This is a genomic window from [Clostridium] celerecrescens 18A (genome assembly GCF_002797975.1).
Lineage (GTDB): Bacteria > Bacillota > Clostridia > Lachnospirales > Lachnospiraceae > Lacrimispora > Lacrimispora celerecrescens.
In genome coordinates this window covers 3,286,999-3,304,305 of the sequence record NZ_PGET01000001.1, presented here as the reverse complement: position 1 = coordinate 3,304,305, position 17,307 = coordinate 3,286,999, and the positions used below count along the sequence as shown (strand labels likewise).

Here is a 17,307-nt window from a genome sequence, read left to right as displayed (position 1 = left end):
TGGCCGGAAAACACCAGAAACATCAGAAAAGAGGAATTAACTTTATGGCAGCTGCCCAGCAGAATAAGATACGTAACTTTTGTATTATCGCTCATATTGATCACGGAAAGTCAACCCTTGCAGACAGGATCATAGAGAAGACAGGTTTGCTCACCAGCAGGGAAATGCAATCCCAGGTGCTTGATAATATGGATTTGGAACGGGAGCGTGGAATTACCATTAAGGCCCAGGCAGTCCGGACCGTTTACAAGGCCGAGAATGGCGAAGAATACATTTTTAACATGATTGACACTCCTGGTCACGTGGACTTTAACTATGAGGTTTCCCGGAGCCTTGCAGCCTGTGACGGAGCCATCCTGGTTGTGGATGCTTCCCAGGGAATCGAGGCGCAGACACTGGCTAATGTTTATATGGCTCTGGATCATAATCTTGACGTATTTCCGGTATTAAATAAAATCGATCTCCCAAGCGCGGAACCGGAGCGTGTGGTGGAGGAGATCGAAGACGTTATCGGGATCGAAGCCCATGATGCTCCCAGGATTTCTGCAAAGACAGGGCTAAATGTGGAAGCAGTTTTAGAAGCGATTGTTGAAAAGATCCCGGCTCCAAAGGGTGACCCTGAAGCTCCCCTCCAGGCCCTGATTTTCGACTCTCTTTATGATTCCTATAAAGGCGTCATCGTTTTCTTCCGTGTTAAGGAGGGAACTGTAAAAAAAGGCGACAGGGTGCGCATGATGGCTACCGGAGCAATAGAAGAGGTGGTGGAGGTCGGATATTTCGGCGCTGGCCAATTCCTACCGTGCGAGTCACTAAGCGCCGGTATGGTAGGGTATCTGTCAGCCAGCATAAAGAATGTAAAAGAAACCGCAGTGGGTGATACCATTACCAATGCGGATCGGCCTTGTAAGGAACCTCTTTCAGGCTATAAGAAAGTTACTTCCATGGTTTACTGCGGCCTGTATCCTGCGGATGGAGCTCGTTACAATGATCTGCGTGATGCTTTGGAAAAGCTTCAGCTTAACGATGCTTCCCTGTTCTTTGAGCCGGAGACTTCTCTTGCCCTTGGCTTTGGCTTCCGATGCGGATTTTTAGGTCTCCTTCATCTGGAGGTAATCCAAGAACGTCTGGAACGGGAATATAATCTGGATCTGGTAACAACGGCACCCGGCGTTGTTTATCGTGTTTATAAAAAGAACGGTGAGAAGTTGGAGCTGACAAACCCTTCCAACCTGCCTGATCCAACGGAAATTGAATATATGGAAGAACCAATTGTCAGCGCTGAGATCATGGTGACCACGGAATTTGTAGGCGCCATCATGACCCTGTGCCAGGAACGACGGGGCGTGTATCTGGGCATGGAATACATGGAAGCCACCAGGGCACTCTTAAGATATGAGCTTCCTTTAAACGAGATCATTTATGATTTCTTTGATGCCTTAAAATCCCGTTCCAAGGGTTATGCGTCTTTTGATTATGAATTAAAGGGCTACCAGAGGTCAGAGCTTGTGAAGCTGGACATTCTGGTAAACAAGGAAGAAGTGGATGCCCTTTCCTTTATCGTCCATGCGTTATCGGCCTATGACAGGGGACGGAGAATGTGCGAGAAGCTTAAGGATGAGATCCCCAGACAGCTTTTTGAGATCCCCATCCAGGCTGCTATCGGCGGCAAGATCATTGCCCGTGAGACAGTGAAGGCCATGAGAAAGGACGTTTTAGCCAAATGTTATGGCGGTGATATTTCCCGTAAGAAGAAACTTCTTGAAAAGCAGAAGGAAGGTAAAAAACGTATGCGCCAGGTTGGTAACGTAGAGATACCGCAAAAGGCATTTATGAGCGTACTGAAATTAGATGATGAATAAAAAGAATCTTGAGATTTATGTGCATATCCCGTTCTGCGTGCGTAAATGCGCATACTGTGATTTCCTATCTTTTCCCGGTAACCAGCAGATGCAGCGGGAATATACAGAAAAGTTAATAGAAGAGATCAAATTCCAGAGTGCCAAAGTCAAAGAATACCAGGTGATCAGTGTATTCATAGGGGGAGGCACTCCTTCTATATTGGGTATAGGGGACATGGCTGCAGTTCTTCATTCTCTCAGGGAAGCGTTTGAGATTCTTCCTGGTGCAGAGATCACGATGGAGGTAAATCCTGGTACGGTGACGGCCGAGGCGCTTTCCTGTTACAGAGAAGCAGGGGTAAACCGGATCAGTATGGGGCTTCAGTCTGCAGATGACAAAGAGCTGCGCTATTTAGGCAGAATTCATACCTATGATGAATTCCTGAAAAGCTATCAAAGAGTTCGTATGGCCGGATTTGACAACGTAAATGTGGATTTGATTTCAGCAATTCCAGGGCAGACATTGGAATCATGGAAGAATACCTTAAAAAAGGTGACAATGCTGAAACCGGAGCATATATCTGCTTATAGCCTGATCGTGGAAAAGGGGACACCTTATTTTGATCGGTATGGGGAGCAAGGAAACATGGAAAACATGGAAAACCACTCCCTGACCCTGGAAGAACGTAATAGACTTATGTCCCTGCCGAATTTGCCGGATGAGGATACAGAGCGTGAAATGTATTACCTCACCCAGGAATTTCTAAACGAACAAGGATATGAAAGGTATGAAATATCCAATTATTCCAAAAACGGATACGAATGCAGGCATAACATCGGCTATTGGACTGGAGTAGAGTATTTGGGCTTAGGTCTGGGGGCTGCCTCTTATTTGAATGGATGCCGTTTTCATAATACTCCTGCACTCGATGAGTATTGCAGAGCCAGTCTGGATCAGGAAGAAGCATTTCAGAGAGTGTTGAGGCAGGAGTTTGAGCAGCTGACGATAGAGGAAAAGATGGAAGAATACATGTTTCTGGGGCTGCGTCTCATGAAAGGTGTCTCAGCCCAAGGGTTTGTCAGCAACTTTGGCCACAACATCCGGAGCGTTTACGGTATGGTGTTAGATGCAATGGAAGAGGAAGGGCTTATGGAGTTTAAAGATGGCTGTTATCGTCTGACTTCCAGAGGAATCGACATCAGTAATTATGTTATGAGCCGGTTTTTAAAATGAGCATAATCCGTAAGCGATAATGAAAAATGGTAATTTTTAACATTATTTAATACAATTAACCTAATATTAATTACATTATACAACTAGTTTGTTTTACGTTTCAGTAGAATAATAGTCGAAGATAAGAAGAGAAATTTTGGGTTTTATGTCCGACATTATTATACGATAAATAGAATCATTTAGTTCGAAGAAGCTTCGTTAAAAAAATGACAGCACGGAAAGTTGATAGTTTTTCTTTTCAATGCCAGACAGAAATCTTCTTATTTATTCTCAAGAGGATTTCTGTTTTTTATTTTAACTTTCCCTGAATGTAGAATATTTTATCCCTGAATTGGGAACGATTCGTATTTGAATATATGGTACTGCATAATAGGAGGACAATATGGATAAAGTCTGTAAGTGTAAAGCGAGAATCGTTACAGATACGCTGATCGATGAATATTGTGCGTGGTTGCACGGTTGTGAAAAAAGCAAAGAAACAATTCGGAGTTACCGATATAATCTCAGCTTATTCATGCACTATCTCAATGGAAGATCTGCTAATAAAGAAATTGTGATAATGTGGAAGGGTGTTATGCGCGAAAAGATGGCTCCTGTGACAGTTAATGGGGCTCTGGCTGCGCTTAATGGTTTTTTTAATTATTGCAGTTGGGAGGATTGTAAAGTGAAATTTCTTAAAATCAGCCGCAATACTTTTTGTTCAGAAAACAAGGAGTTGTCAAAGGATGAGTATAGGAGATTGGTAAAAACTGCTTTTGAAAAAGGTAATATAAGATTGGCTTTATTGCTGCAGACGATCTGTTCAACTGGAATCAGGGTATCGGAGTTACCTTTTATTACGGTAGAAGCCGCAGTCAGAGGACGGGCGGAAGTGGATTGTAAGGGGAAGGTGAGAACTGTGTTCCTTACAAGACAGTTATCTCAGATGTTAATATTGTATGCACAAAAAAGACATTTAGAAGGAGGTATGATTTTTATAACAAGGAATGGAGCTGCATTGGACAGAAGTAATATCTGGAGAGAAATGAAAGCATTGGGCGTAGAAGCGGGCGTCGCACAGGAAAAAATTTATCCCCATAATTTACGACATTTATTTGCCAGATCTTACTATGATTCAGAGAAGGATTTGTCCAGGCTTGCAGATATATTAGGACATAGCAGCGTTAATACGACACGTATTTACACGATAGAAAGCGGCTATAACCATATAAGGCAGCTGGAAAGTCTGAAATTGCTGGTTGAAATTGACGACAGAATTCCTCTTTTGTTGTAAAAGCATTCTAGTATCTTAAAATATTCTACTACATAAAGGAAATAAAATCCACTATTTTTCTTCAAAATCTCCTTTTTTTGAAATTCAGGTACAACAAAGAAGCTGGTTTGCATAATTTTTGTAAAACCGGCCTTTTAAAGTGTTTATATTTAGATAAGAAAAACCGGAGCGTTATATCAAACCCGGTTTTTCTTTTTTTTAAACAACAAAAGAGGAATTCTGTTGTATTTTGCAAAAAGGTATACATGTTGAGTGCCAATTTCCCCTATGGCGGAAATAACTCCATGAAGATGTAACTTAAGAGAAAGGAAGGTAGTGATGAGGAATGAAAAAGAGATTATGTGTGCTAACGATCTTTGCACTTTCGGTGGGCTTTTTAACGTCATCTTTCCATGAAGATGTCTATGCTGCCGAAGGCTGGAAGCTCGAGAATGACGAATGGTCATACCTTGGTTCGGATGATCAGCCGGTGACAAATGTCTGGAAAAAATCAAAGGACAGTTGGTATTACTTATCATCGGAAGGAACGATTCTTAAGAATTGTATGTTCCATCTGGGAAACACCAGTTATTTCGTGGATGAAGATGGAAAGATGGTTCAAAACACATGGATCTGGATTGATGAAACCAAAGATCCGGAAGGTGATTTTGAAGAAGGCTGGTACTATTTTGGAACTGATGGCAAGGCGTATCAAAGAAAGGGCAACAGTTTCAAAAAGAAGATTAATGGAAATACCTATCTTTTTAATGAAGATGGACTTATGTTAACCGGATGGATTGATGAAAATGGAAATTCCATTAATGATTCGGATGATCCGTTTGTAGAAGGGGTTTATTACTCTGGAGAAGATGGGGTTCTGTTTACAGAAAAATGGCTGGATTATGGTGAAATCGGCTATGGGACCGGTGGTTCTGAACTGCTTAGCAACATGACCGACCGCTATTATTCGGATTATGAAAAAATGTGGATCTATTTTGATGAAAGCTCCAAAAAGGTTTACAGCAAAGGAGAGAATTTAAAGCAGAAGAATATTGGCGGAAATGCTTATGGATTTGATGAAAATGGAATTATGAACCCATGGTGGGGCAAGGTAGCAACCATTAGCAATGCGGATAAAAGCAATCCTACCAGCTCCACATCTGCGAGATTCTATTCCGCATATGATGGAGGCAAGCTTCTGAAAAACATGTGGTTCTGGATGTACCCGTCGGAAAATCTGGATGAAACGGATTATTCTGATCAGGAATGCAGCTGGTGGCACACGGATGAAAAAGGGGAAGTCTACCGGAACAGGATCCGTAACATCAGCGGAAAAAATTATGCCTTTGACGGAATCGGAAGGATGAAGACGGGCTTTGTATTGTTCGATGGAAAATCGGAGTTTGTAGCCCAGTACGATGTGGACGACTGGAGTTCAGAGGATTTTATAGATGGCTCATTATATGGAATTGAAAAATCCGATCTGTATTTGTTTGCGCCGGACGAATTAAATGACGGTTCCATGCAGATGGGAAAGGAGATCAAAGTGGAACTGGAAGATGGTGTCTTTACATTTGGATTTTCCGGAAACGGAAAGGCCTATGGGAACCGGAACCAGCTTCAGAAAAATGATAACAGATACTACATCAATGGAATTAGGCTGGAGGCAGATGAAGAATATGGCTATGGTGTAGTAGAGGTTCGGAAGAACGATGAGACGTATTACCAGGTGGTAGATATTAACGGAAAGATTGTAAAAGGTGATAAAAAGGCAGTAAAGGATAAAGAGGGAGGATATCTCCTTATTATAAACGACAGATTTGCAGCATGGGTGGGAGATGATGAAAAGCCCAGATGGCGAACTGGAACTGATGGAATCGGTTTCTATCATTATGATAAAGATAACAAAGAGAATCCATATGAAGGAGGTCTGATTGCAGGTTATGATACAGAGCCTTCCACAGATGAACTGCCTCCGGAAGAAAGGCTTAATTTCTAATCAGAGGAGAAATTGAATATGACTACAAAAAGTAAAAAAGCAGGAATATCAAAAAGATGGTATCAATTATGGAAACGCTTTTTTGCGATGGTTCTGTCGGTTTGTATCATAGGAGGCCAGTTATTGCCTGGAATGAGCGTGATCGCGTATGCTTCTTCAGAATTAACAAATGAAGATCTTGGGAACGGGGCAAGCGAGGCAACTGCATATAAATGGATAGGGCCGAGAAGCGGAACGGGCGAATCCGGGGGGAACTCATACCGCTTTGACTTGTGCGGTTTACAAGCAGGACAGACAGAATATAGCACAAGTGGAATTCAAACAACCTTTAGCTGGCAAGGGTATGCAACCTACCTTCAGGTTGCTGGCGGCACCACATATAAGGCAAATGGGGGCACCAACGGTGCTGTGGAAGATTTGGCCAGTATGGGAGTGGAATTTAAAATTGCGGTTTCACCAAGTCCGGATGACAAATATGTATTTGTAGACTATTACATTTATGACAAAAACGGACAGGGTGGAATCAATGGCAGGACTGTTAAATTGGGAACAGGTACTGATGTAATGATCGGAGGCGGAAGCGGTGGCTCGTCAGACGATTATGCTACGGTATACAAAAATAACCGCGGCTTTCATATGGTGAACCAATATACAAAGACAACATTTGACTGTATCACAAACGACAGTAATCTCGGTGTTACACCGCCGACCACCAGATGGATAGGCCATTATAGTTCATGGGGAGGCAACGTATTCAACGAAGGTGGAGGAGATTCGGTAAGCGGAATTGATTCAGGAATGGCTTATTCTTGGCATTTTCAGCTGCATCCATATGAGATGGTACATAAGCGTGTAGCCTTTGCAATCAGAGATACATCCTACTATGTATCAGATTTATATGGAAGTGACAGCAGTTCGGCAGAAGGGACATACACCAGTCCATATAAAACCATTGAATATGCTTTAAATAAGATTGGAAATAAAAAGGGATACATCTATGTGATGGATTATCCGGATATAACAGCCCCAATAGCAATATCCGGGTCTTCTTCAAAGGATATTACGATAGCAAGTACGGATTTTGATCATTCCGGAAATCCTACAAATGAAAATTCTGATTATATTAAGACCTTAAAACGGGCAGATTCCTATACAGGCTCCGTTTTTAATGTTTCAAGCGGGACATTAAAATTGACAGATATCATCCTTGACGGAAATGGCGTAGAGACTTCCTCGCCGGTCATATCTGCAGCCTCCGGAACAGTTGAGATCAATAGCGGAGCAGTTGTGAAAAATTGCAATGGAACTTCAGTCGGATCAGGAAGTGCGGTAGAGATAACGGGAACGGCAAATCTGTCAATGAATTATGGAACAGTAAAAAATAACATTTCCAATGGTAAGGGAACTGTTTACTTTGATAGTAACGGTAGCTTTTCTGTAAAAAATCTGGTGACGATTGAGGATAATGTGAATTCCTCCGGAGAAAAAAACAATGTTTATCTTGCACAGGGAAAGCAGATTACTGTAAATGGAGATCTGGATGCCTCACAGATCGGCGTGACTGCACAGCAGATACCTGAGGCTTCGGTCGGAGATTCAACAGAGATGGGACAGGAAATTGTCATCGCTGTACCTTCAGCCGATTATTCTGCAAGTATTACCTCTTGTCCGTTTGCAGACAACTTCTTTGCAGATAAGGATACAGGAAACGGAACAGGGATTTATACCGCAGTTGGCTCCTCAGCTTTAAACAATTCGCGGAATACGGTCTTAAAGCGTAACGGATATATCGTAAGCTTTGCGTACCGGGATACTGCCACAGGAGGAACCGTGACCGGTGCACCGGATACCCCCAGCCTGTCCTTCGCATCAGGAGATGGGGTGGTGATTTCGCCGCCATCGGCTATTTCCGGGTATGAGTTTACCGGAACTTCCATTGACCAGGGGACCGGCGGTACCTTAACTGCGGTGGAAACAGAAGGGACAGATTTTGGAAAAATAACCGGGACTATGCCGGGGCAGGATGTGGTAGTTACCTATGAATACACCCGTATCGATGCCTCCATTGCCTTTGTAGTCAACGGAGGTACACCTCAGCCGCAAACCCTGACCGGAACGGCCGGAAACAGCGTAAATGCCCTGCTTCCCAGTGTAAGCAGGTACGGATACGTGTTTAAGGGCTGGAGCAAAGTGAATAGTCAGACGAGTCCGGAATATATCTCCTCTCTGCCGGCTGTATATCCAGAAGATCCAGTTACCTATTATGCCATATGGGAGCCGGACTCTAATGTGAAGTTTGATTATACGGTGGATTACACCAATCAGAACGGCTCCATCGTGTTCCAGTCGACGACCACGGCAAATACCTATTCTGTGGAGTCGGTGATCCAGTCCCAGAAAAAGAACATCCATGGATATTTGTGGAGTCTTTCGGATTCCCTGACCAGCCCCGCTGAATATAACTATGACGGACTGGGAGCAGCACCGATCGGAACCTTTAACGGCTCGACCGGGGAATTTGCCGGAAGGATGCCGGGACAGGATGCGGCTGTGAAATACGCATACAAGGTAGACTGGAATAATCCGGCGGCCAGATCGGATCTGACGGTGCGCTATGTGACGGGGAACGGAACCGTGATCCATGCGCCTGGTGTAACGCCGTATTACCCGGAGGATGCCATAAGCACAAGTCCGCTGGATATATACGGATATCAGTTTGTATCAGGAAGCATAACAGCCGGAGATACTGCGGATGATTCGGATGGGAATCTGGTCAGTGCAGTCCAGGGAAGCTTTGGAAGCAGCGGTGGTTTTATGGGCTTCATGCCGAACCAGCCGGTAGAAATTACATATGTATATGAGGCAACAGGGGAAGGGTATACATTTGCCGTAAACTTTTTAGATAATGATACCAGTGACAGCAGTTTAAAAAATATCATAAACCCAGAGATCCAGCAGAAAACAGCGGATACAGCGGTCAGCGCGGAGTACAGGGATTTATACGGTTATAGCTATGCAAGTGCTGCGGCGGTACCGTCTTCCAGCGGAAGCTTTGATGGCAGCCGTAATTATACGGGAACCATGCCAAGTGATGACTTAACCGTTAGCTACCGATATGACCGTGTCATGTCCCAGTGGGCCCGGATTACTTACAAATCAGGAATCAATGGCGCCATTTCCCATGGAAGCGGAGTGTCTTCTGATGTACAGGAACAGGGGAGCGGAACCGGGGTCTATGAGACGTCCATTCTGAAAAACGATGGTTCTGCAGCAGGTCAGACCGACAGTTATACCTGGAGTACGGTAAAGGAAAAACGCCTGGTTCCCATGACACAGGCGGACCAGTATTACCGGTTTGCTGGTTGGTTTATTGACCAGGATGGAAACGGGACATTGAATGGCGGAGAGCAGCTTCTGACAGAAGATCACCGTTTTACCGGAGATGCGACTGTTACGGCCCTGTTTGAAGAGGACCCGGAGAAATGGATCGACATCCAGTTTGCAGCAGGAGAACACGGTTCTCTGGCAGACGGAAGCATTACCTCCCTGCATATCCAGTATGACAGGACCTGGGGGGACATCGCAGGCCAGATACCGGGCTATGTGCCGGAGATCAACTATCTGGTGGATGGCTGGTATGACGGGGACTTGGATGTGGAAGCAGCTGATGTATTAAAGAACGGACATACCTATACCATACGTTTCTATCAGGATCCGGCAGTATTCGGAACGGATGTGGCAGCTCCCGATGCTTCCACCGGACTTAACGGGGAAGGAAAGGGAAAGATCACCGTTTACCACACCACGGCAGGCTACCAGTACATCATAACCGACCTGGAAGGAAACATCGTGGGAGTGCAGACGGGAACCATTGCAGGCCGGGTATATTTTGACGGACTCTACCCGGGAGCCAGGTACCTTGTGTATGAGGCAGCAGGAAATGTGCATGCAATCGTGGGGAACCAGATCGGAGATACTGAAGGGAACATCAGTGACCCGGTGGAGGTACTGACCCCTGTGGTGGAGACCAACTACCAGATCTTATTTGATGAGAACCACGAAGGAAAAACAGTGCTTGTGATCAAGCCTGCCGATAAGAAGTCGGATTATGCGGTCTTAAGTAAGGAGGGAACGGTCATCGTTACCACGGAGACCGGAAGTGACGGCTGGCAGGCCGTGACAGGAAATCCGGGAAGTGTGACTTTTTCCGGGCTGAATTACAACGAGGAGTACATCGTGGTAGCCAGACCAAAGGGAGAGACCGAAATCACGGCAGAAAGCCGGATGCCGGACGGATCAGTGATCACTACGGACCCAGGGGGAGCATTGGAGATCCCCAACTACATCGTGGAGACCCTGGAAGGCCGTGTGGTAAGTGTTGATCAGGAAGCGATTGACGCAGCCAGATATGAGGAAGCCCATAAGGGAGACCGTGTGGTAATTACAGCAGAAGAGACCAATGGAGCAGGAGAGACGTTCCTGTACTGGAAGATCACCATAGGATCAGTGCCAGGCCTTACCGGAAAGCTGTATGAGAGAGAGCTTGCCTTTGATATGCCGGATACCAATCTGGTGTTTACGGCTTATTATACCCGTCCGGTTGCCAGTCCGAGCAATGCAACGGTGGTTGATGAGATCCGTGGAGGAAGTGAGAATGAAATCGCCCTTGATCCGGGAGAGATACCGGAACTGGAGGAGGAGCTGACGACCGAAGCAGACCGGATCCTGATGGATCAGAACCATGCAGATGTAACCTATAAGGTGGTATATACGAAGAATGCAGCAAAGGCCACGGAATCCAATGCAGTAAAGGCCTCGCCGGAGTATGACAGCGACCACAGCCAGGCGTTTAAAGCAGCCTGGGGACTGAATGTAGACATTGAACGATATGTCAATGGAAGAAAGACGGCCATGGCCACGCCATCGGATGCAGAATTCGTCACCTATATCCAGTTAGGTAAGGATGATGTGGACATGATGGACTACCAGCTGTACCGGATTTTTACGGACCCGTTTGACGGTTCGGTCCAGGCGGAGCTTGTGGAGATGTCAGATGATCCGGAAGAGACCGGAGGGCTGTTTACCTTTACGGCCCAGGCAGGAATGAGGTATGTGATGGTGTATTCCAGGGCATACCGGCTCTACTTCTTAAACCAGACAGCCCTTCCGAGGTACCAGTATTACTTCAAGGTAAGAAAGGGAGAGGCTCCCAGTGACTGGTATTATTCCTATGAGTATGGCCAGGTGGAAGAACCGGCAGATATTTTCATCAGTGAAGAAGGCGTAGAGTACAGCTATGTAGGCTGGAGTTATCGGGAGGACCGCTTAAGTGAGTTCGATCCGGACCGGGAGATCAGCCGGAAAACCTATGTCTATGCCTACTACGAGAACAATCAGAAGGAAGTAACTGATGCCAGGAAAGAGCTGGAGGATGCCATAAAGAACGCGATTGATAAGAGCGATGACTATTTCCTGACATTAAAGGAGACAGAGAAGCTTAAGGAAGCAATCGAAGAGGCCCTGGAGATACTGGACCGTACTTCTCCGAAGGCGACCCTTGATGAACTGCTTGAAGCGCTGGAAAAGCTGAAAGAAGTGACAAAGCCGTTAGATGAAGTACTGGATGAGCGTTATGACCACTATGATAAGATCCAGAGCTCGGGAAGCAAGGGAGGAAGCAAAGGCGGAGGAGGAACCGGAAGCGGAATCAAAGCCAACCCTTACAATCCCAGCAGGAGCAAGAGCTACATCGTGGGAACCAATGGAAACTGGGAAGAGCTTTCAGGAAAGGGAAGCCAGTGGGCCTTTGTGCTAAACGGAGGAATCCGTCTGACAGGAATGTGGGCGAAGTTGGATTATGCAAACGGAGACGTGAACAAGAACGGCTGGTATCATTTCAATGCCAGCGGGATCATGGATTACGGCTGGTTCCGTGATGAGAAGCATGACTGGTATTACTGCAATACAGAATCAGACGGCTGGCTTGGAAAGATGAAGACGGGCTGGCATCATGATAAGGAAGACAACCGCTGGTATTATTTAGACCCTGAGACAGGAATGATGGCAAAGGGCTGGAGGAATATCGGAGGAAAGTGGTATTACTTTACAGAGCAGAACAGTATGGAAACCTATCGGTATGATGCGGCAACGGAGAAATGGATCTATAAGAGCAATAAAGAACGGCCACTGGGATCCATGTATGCCAGTGAGATGACGCCTGATGGATATGCCGTTGGGGGAGATGGAGCCTGGCTGCAGTAAGGAGGAAACAATGAAAAACATGAAGAAATGGAAAGCGCAGACTGCATTGATACTGGCAGCCGCCATGGTTATTACCATGGCGGCACCGCCCGCATCTGCAGCAACGCTAGGATACGGCGATCCTTCTGTCGTTCAATTTGATCCGCAGAAGGGACCGAATCTGTCGCATTCTACATATGCGAATGTACCAAGATATGAAAATAACATTTCCTATGCCACGGGACAGGCAGGATTTGCCCTAAGTTCATCTGGAGATTTTAGCGGCATTGAAACAGAGGACAAAGGCTCCGGACCAAGGCCCAAGCTTCCGGAATTCCAGGTTGAGTGGCCGGGCTATACCTTTGACGGCTGGTATAACGAAAATGGAAATAAGGTTCTTAACCTGCCTTATGCTTTCCCCTATGAGTCACCGGAAACCTATAAGGCGGTTTGGAATGGCAACAGCAGCAGCCAGTTTGATTTCACGGTCATGCATTACCGTGATTTAAATTCGGCAAGAGACAGCATAACTGACGGTACCAGCCAATCCGCATGGCCATCAGACGACGATAGCCAGATGATCCGGTTTTATGATGACGGAACCTGGACGAATCCAGTGACGGCCAATACACCGGTTTCAGCCACCTATAAAAGGAACATACCGGGGTATAAGCTGAAATCAGTGCTGATAAAAAATAACAAGATCAGAAGATTTGACGATGCGAGCGGGGCCGGAACATTGGAAGCGGCCGCTGCTATCAACACTTCTACCAACGCGATCCGGGGATACATGCCTAACGATGATCTTACGGTTGCCTATCGTTATGAACCGGATACCAGCAAAAAATTTACATTGCGGGTAGAGTACGTTGATGGAGACGGTACTGCTATAAAAACACCGGATGCATATGCTTACTCTGCAGAAACAGCCTTCTCTGTTGCACCTGCTGCTATAACGGCATATGAACTTACCGGTGCAGAACTGAAGGCCGGATTTGGAGATACAGATGATTTAGTAAACAGAGGAATCTATTCGGCGGCTTCGGCTGGCTGCAGCTTTGATGCAGATAAGAATTATACAGGAAAGATGCCCAATCAAATGGTGGTAATCACCTATAGGTATCAGATTGATCCGTCTTATACGACCCATATTATTGTAAACACGGTGGACAATCATAACAACATTCTTGAACAACAGCAGAATTTGTCCGTATCCCCGACTGAACTTGTAGATCTGGATATAGAAAGAAAATCAGGATATTCTTATCCGCCGAATATCACGTGGAACGGTAATTTCTCCAACTCCGTTCTGGATGAGGCAAGCGAAAAGCTGACCTTTAATACGGACATTGTCGGAGGTTCTGTTACCATTACCTATAACGAGGATTTGACGGATCCTAACTACTGGGCCCGTATTGATTATTATAATGGTGCGAACGGAAATCTGTCGGGAGATCCCTCTCCCAGGTTTTTCAGGCTGGATACCTATACAATTGATGAATTGACTCAGAGCATCACTCCGTCGGCGGCGACACATTATTTATTTGACGGATGGTATAAAGCAAACGCAAACGGAACAGGAAAAACCGGTGCAAAGCTTACCGGGGATGTGGAGATAACCGGGAACCTAAAGCTATATGCCAATTTTGAAGAGGACCCCAATGAGTGGTTTGATTTAAACTTTGTATCCGGAAGCCATGGAAGTATTGTTTCAGGAGCCACTTCGGCCCATGTAGCAAGAGGAACGATATGGACAGATCTGGCGCTTCCCTCGCTTCAGCCAGATGACAATTATATGTTTGCAGGCTGGTATGATGAGAATGGAAACCAGGTACAAAATGATCTGCAGATTCTTTCCAATCACAGCTATACGGCCAGGTTCACGCTAATGGCAGGTGATGACGGGATTTTAAGCATTCCTGATGCAGATGGTTCTGTATCAGCAGATGGAACCGGACAGATCAGAATCAATGGTGCTAACGAAGAGAGAAAGTATGCAGTTGCGGATGCAGACGGAATCGTCATATCCACCATGACAGGTTCCCAGTTGCAGAGCGGGAAATTTACAGGGCTCAATCCCTGTACCTATTATTATGTGTATGAACTATCATTGACTGCGGCACCTGTAACAGGGGAACCACTGACCGGTCATGTGGATGGCTCCCTGATAAGCCAGCCTGCAAGGGTAGGCATTGTCACTCTTGCAAATAACTATGCCATAGCAAATGATGGAAATGAAGGCAGAAAGAAAATCAGGATCAGTCCAACAGCGGCGGATACGCTGTATGCGCTGCTTGATGGTAATGGAAATGCCGTTTCACAGGAAGGATCAGCAGACGGCTGGTTAGAAGCCGCAGGAAATCCGGCTTTTGCAGAATTCCCAGGTCTGGAATCCGGCCGGGAATATACGGTAGTTGCAAAGCATTTGGGAGAAACAGAGTCTCCGTCTGAAAAGATATTGCTGGGAAATCCCATTTTCCTGGAAGAATCCTCTCTGGTGCAAAATCAGACTTATACTCTGTATATCACAAACGGAGGCTATGTGGCGGAGGTTACCAGAAATAACGTACCCTTGGAGATTGAAGAAGGAGCAACCCAGGTCAGTGTCCGGGAAGGGGATAAGATAAGGATTAAAGCCCCTGATATAACCGGGTACAGTTTTAAGCGGTGGGATTGCCTGATTGGCTCTATGTCTCTTACTGCATCTCAGGCAGAACAGCAGAATCCATGGGTTATTATGCCGGCCGGCGACGTAGTTCTTCAGGCACGGTATGAGTCCGTACCAGCCACGGCGACCTCATCCAATGCAACGGTAGATTATTCCCCTAAAAATGGAACGTTTGCTCTCAATATGCAAACGGATCTGTTGGAAGCGTTAAAACTCGACCTGATTGACAATTCTTCCGATCCAGGTTTGCTGACATCAGGGCATAAAGTGGAATATACGGTTAAATTTGACCGGAGAAATGTACCGACTGCTACGGAGTCCAATGCAGTGAGAGATGCTGCTGCAGTGGATAGTGAAGCATTAAAGATCCCCTGGGTTTTAGGAATCTCATTGTCGAGAAAGGTGGATGGCATTAATAAAGCACTGCCCTCCGATGGGAACCACACACCTGATATTCAGGTTTATGGTACCCTGGATACCAGCCTTCTGGGAAATATGGATTACCAGTTGTGGAAGGTTGAAAATGCGGATAGCGATCCGGTATGTACGGAGATTATGCCTTTGGAACCTGATCTGAATGATCCGGATGCCGGTTTTACCGGTACATTCTTATTTGATGCAAATGTTGGGGACACGATTATCTTAACTTATTCCAAATCATATACGGTTACCGTTACCGATACGATAAGAGGTTCGGTGGCAAGTCTTAAAGCAAGAGCCGGAAGTACTTTAGAAGATACAGACGGATATATGGATCTTGAATGCTTGGAAGACTACACGGATCCGGTTACCGGTATTGTATATGAATTTACAGGATTAAAAAAACAGCCTTTGGCTACCGCAGGTTTTTATGATATAACGGCTCCGATTAACAAAAATCTCCAACTGTACGCAGTGTATGAACAGGAGGATGATTCCTTGTGGCAGGAGGCAAAGAACCGGCTGGAGGATGAAATCAATACAGCTAATGCTTTGAAAAACAATGGTTCGGTAAGTGAAGAAGACAGAAATACATTGACCGATGCAATCCATGATGCAATTGTAGTGCGTGATACTCTGCCCCGTCCCACGATTGATGAGCTGGATCAGGCTTATCAGACATTAAAGGATATTGTTGACGGAATCAGAAATGGCAATGGCTCCGGAGGAGACAATGGCTCTGGTGGAAACAATGGTTCCGGAGGAGACAATGGCTCTGGAGGCGGAAATGGATCCGGAGGCGGAAATGGATCCGGAGGCGGAAATGGATCCGGAGGCGGAAGCGGTTCTGGAGGAGGCAGCAGTTCCGGAATGAGCAGTTCCAGCAGTAGCGTGGGACCGGGTGCTTACCGTTTTGGAAGTTATAAGACTTATACAAATGATGTTGACGGTCACTGGGAGAATTTTAATCCGGCAGCCAATGGCTGGTCCTTCCTATTAAGCAGCGGAACAAAATTAAAAGACCAGTGGGCAAATATCAGATATACCTATAATGGGACCACCCTGATCTATACATACCATTTTGACCAGGAAGGGGTAATGGACAGCGGATGGTTTTTAGATGAAGAAGGGAAATGGTATTTCTTAACCACCGTTCACGATGGTTGGTTCGGACGCCTTAAGACCGGCTGGCATCTTGATGATAATGATGGAAGATGGTACTACTTAAATCTGTTTAACGGTGCTATGCTTACCGGCTGGCAGAAAATAGACGGCGCATGGTATTACCTGACACAGGAAAACAGTCAGCAGACATGGTATCTGGATAAAGCAACCGGGAAATGGGCTTATGCCGGTCAGTCAGAACGTCCGCTGGGTTCCCTGTACCGGGCTGAAGTGACCCCGGATGGATATTATGTGGATGAAAGCGGGAAATGGACACCGGAAACCCCATAGTTTAAATTGAAATCATTCTTCATAGGAGGGGAAAGTGTCTGGATTATCTGGCACTCTCCCTTTCTTTAAAAGGATCATGGATAAGCGGATGGCTGACGCCTAAAGGAGAAACAGGTTTCCGAAGCATCTGGGGCCTGAGTCAATGGTAAGGGAGATTGAGGTAAGAACAAAGAGCACTGATTTAAGGTGAAGTTATAAATC

6 protein-coding genes are annotated in these 17,307 nt (G+C 45.7%); all 6 read left to right on the top strand.

Going from position 1 to position 17,307, the window contains the following annotated elements; genetic code table 11:
- The first annotated feature begins 44 nt into the window (after window positions 1-44).
- The 6 genes from lepA (at window position 45) to H171_RS15010 (ending at window position 17,106) form a co-directional block, all read left to right on the top strand.
- Entirely contained in the window at window positions 45-1,859 is a 1,815-nt protein-coding gene (lepA, locus tag H171_RS15040; protein ID WP_100307546.1) for a translation elongation factor 4, read from the top strand.
- Complete coding sequence (hemW, locus tag H171_RS15035) at window positions 1,849-3,072, top strand: radical SAM family heme chaperone HemW (RefSeq protein WP_100305883.1); 1,224 nt, start codon at window positions 1,849-1,851, stop codon at window positions 3,070-3,072. Before lepA ends, hemW begins: the two co-directional genes overlap by 11 nt.
- Before the next feature lie 382 nt (window positions 3,073-3,454).
- Window positions 3,455-4,345: a tyrosine-type recombinase/integrase gene (locus tag H171_RS15030; RefSeq protein WP_100305882.1), complete on the top strand. Its 891-nt coding sequence runs from the start codon at window positions 3,455-3,457 to the stop codon at window positions 4,343-4,345.
- Between the two features lie 325 nt (window positions 4,346-4,670).
- Window positions 4,671-6,323: a cell surface protein gene (locus tag H171_RS15020; protein WP_100305880.1), complete on the top strand. Its 1,653-nt coding sequence runs from the start codon at window positions 4,671-4,673 to the stop codon at window positions 6,321-6,323.
- A gap of 18 nt (window positions 6,324-6,341) precedes the next feature.
- Window positions 6,342-12,584: an InlB B-repeat-containing protein gene (locus H171_RS15015; protein WP_330404251.1), complete on the top strand. Its 6,243-nt coding sequence runs from the start codon at window positions 6,342-6,344 to the stop codon at window positions 12,582-12,584.
- A 10-nt stretch (window positions 12,585-12,594) separates the two neighbouring features.
- Window positions 12,595-17,106 (top strand): InlB B-repeat-containing protein, encoded by a 4,512-nt coding sequence (locus H171_RS15010; protein ID WP_100305879.1) that lies wholly within the window; start codon window positions 12,595-12,597, stop codon window positions 17,104-17,106.
- The last annotated feature ends 201 nt before the right edge of the window (window positions 17,107-17,307 follow it).

Bases quoted from the DNA above. Each gene is read 5' to 3' on its own strand.
- lepA (WP_100307546.1), top strand. From the start codon at position 45: ATGGCAGCTGCCCAGCAGAATAAGATACGTAACTTTTGTATTATCGCT.
- hemW (WP_100305883.1), top strand. From the start codon at position 1,849: ATGATGAATAAAAAGAATCTTGAGATTTATGTGCATATCCCGTTCTGC.
- H171_RS15030 (WP_100305882.1), top strand. From the start codon at position 3,455: ATGGATAAAGTCTGTAAGTGTAAAGCGAGAATCGTTACAGATACGCTG.
- H171_RS15020 (WP_100305880.1), top strand. From the start codon at position 4,671: ATGAAAAAGAGATTATGTGTGCTAACGATCTTTGCACTTTCGGTGGGC.
- H171_RS15015 (WP_330404251.1), top strand. From the start codon at position 6,342: ATGACTACAAAAAGTAAAAAAGCAGGAATATCAAAAAGATGGTATCAA.
- H171_RS15010 (WP_100305879.1), top strand. From the start codon at position 12,595: ATGAAAAACATGAAGAAATGGAAAGCGCAGACTGCATTGATACTGGCA.